Annotated in this window: 1 rRNA gene; it reads right to left on the bottom strand. The window is 56.9% G+C overall.

The window, feature by feature from the left end:
• Window positions 1-1057 (bottom strand): 23S ribosomal RNA (locus ACZ47G_RS39655); the annotation flags it as partial.

Here is a 1057-nt window from a genome sequence, read left to right as displayed (position 1 = left end):
CCCTTTGCCCGAAGGCTCCAGGACGGCTTCACGGGCTTAGCATCAAGAGGTTCAGCGTTGGCGCTTCAAAGCGGGTACGGGAATATCAACCCGTTGTCCATCGACTACGCCTGTCGGCCTCGCCTTAGGTCCCGACTTACCCTGGGCAGATCAGCTTGACCCAGGAACCCTTGGTCAATCGGCGCAAGAGTTTCCCACTCTTGTATCGCTACTCATGCCTGCATTCTCACTCGTATACCGTCCACGACTCGATTCCTCGGCCGCTTCACCCGGCACACGACGCTCCCCTACCCATCACAGCAGGCGTTGGCCCTTCATGCTGCAATGACACGACTTCGGTGATGTGCTTGAGCCCCGCTACATTGTCGGCGCGGAATCACTTGACCAGTGAGCTATTACGCACTCTTTCAAGGGTGGCTGCTTCTAAGCCAACCTCCTGGTTGTCTCTGCGACTCCACATCCTTTCCCACTTAGCACACGCTTAGGGACCTTAGTCGGTGTTCTGGGCTGTTTCCCTCTCGACCATGGAGCTTATCCCCCACAGTCTCACTGCCACGCTCTCACTTACCGGCATTCGGAGTTTGGCTAAGGTCAGTAACCCGGTAAGGCCCATCGCCTATCCAGTGCTCTACCTCCGGCAAGAAACACGTGACGCTGCACCTAAATGCATTTCGGGGAGAACCAGCTATCACGGAGTTTGATTGGCCTTTCACCCCTAACCACAGGTCATCCCCCAGGTTTTCAACCCTGGTGGGTTCGGTCCTCCACACGGTCTTACCCGCGCTTCAACCTGCCCATGGCTAGATCACTCCGCTTCGGGTCTTGGGCATGCAACTCAGTCGCCCTATTCGGACTCGCTTTCGCTACGGCTACCCCACACGGGTTAACCTCGCTACACACCGCAAACTCGCAGGCTCATTCTTCAAAAGGCACGCAGTCACGGCCCACCAGTAAACTGGCGAACGACGCTCCCACGGCTTGTAGGCACACGGTTTCAGGTACTATTTCACTCCGCTCCCGCGGTACTTTTCACCATTCCCTCACGGTACTATCCGCT

Source organism: Kitasatospora sp. NPDC030952 (assembly GCF_055571335.1).
Note: the sequence above shows the minus strand (reverse complement) of the source record. Positions and strands in the feature narration are given on the sequence as shown.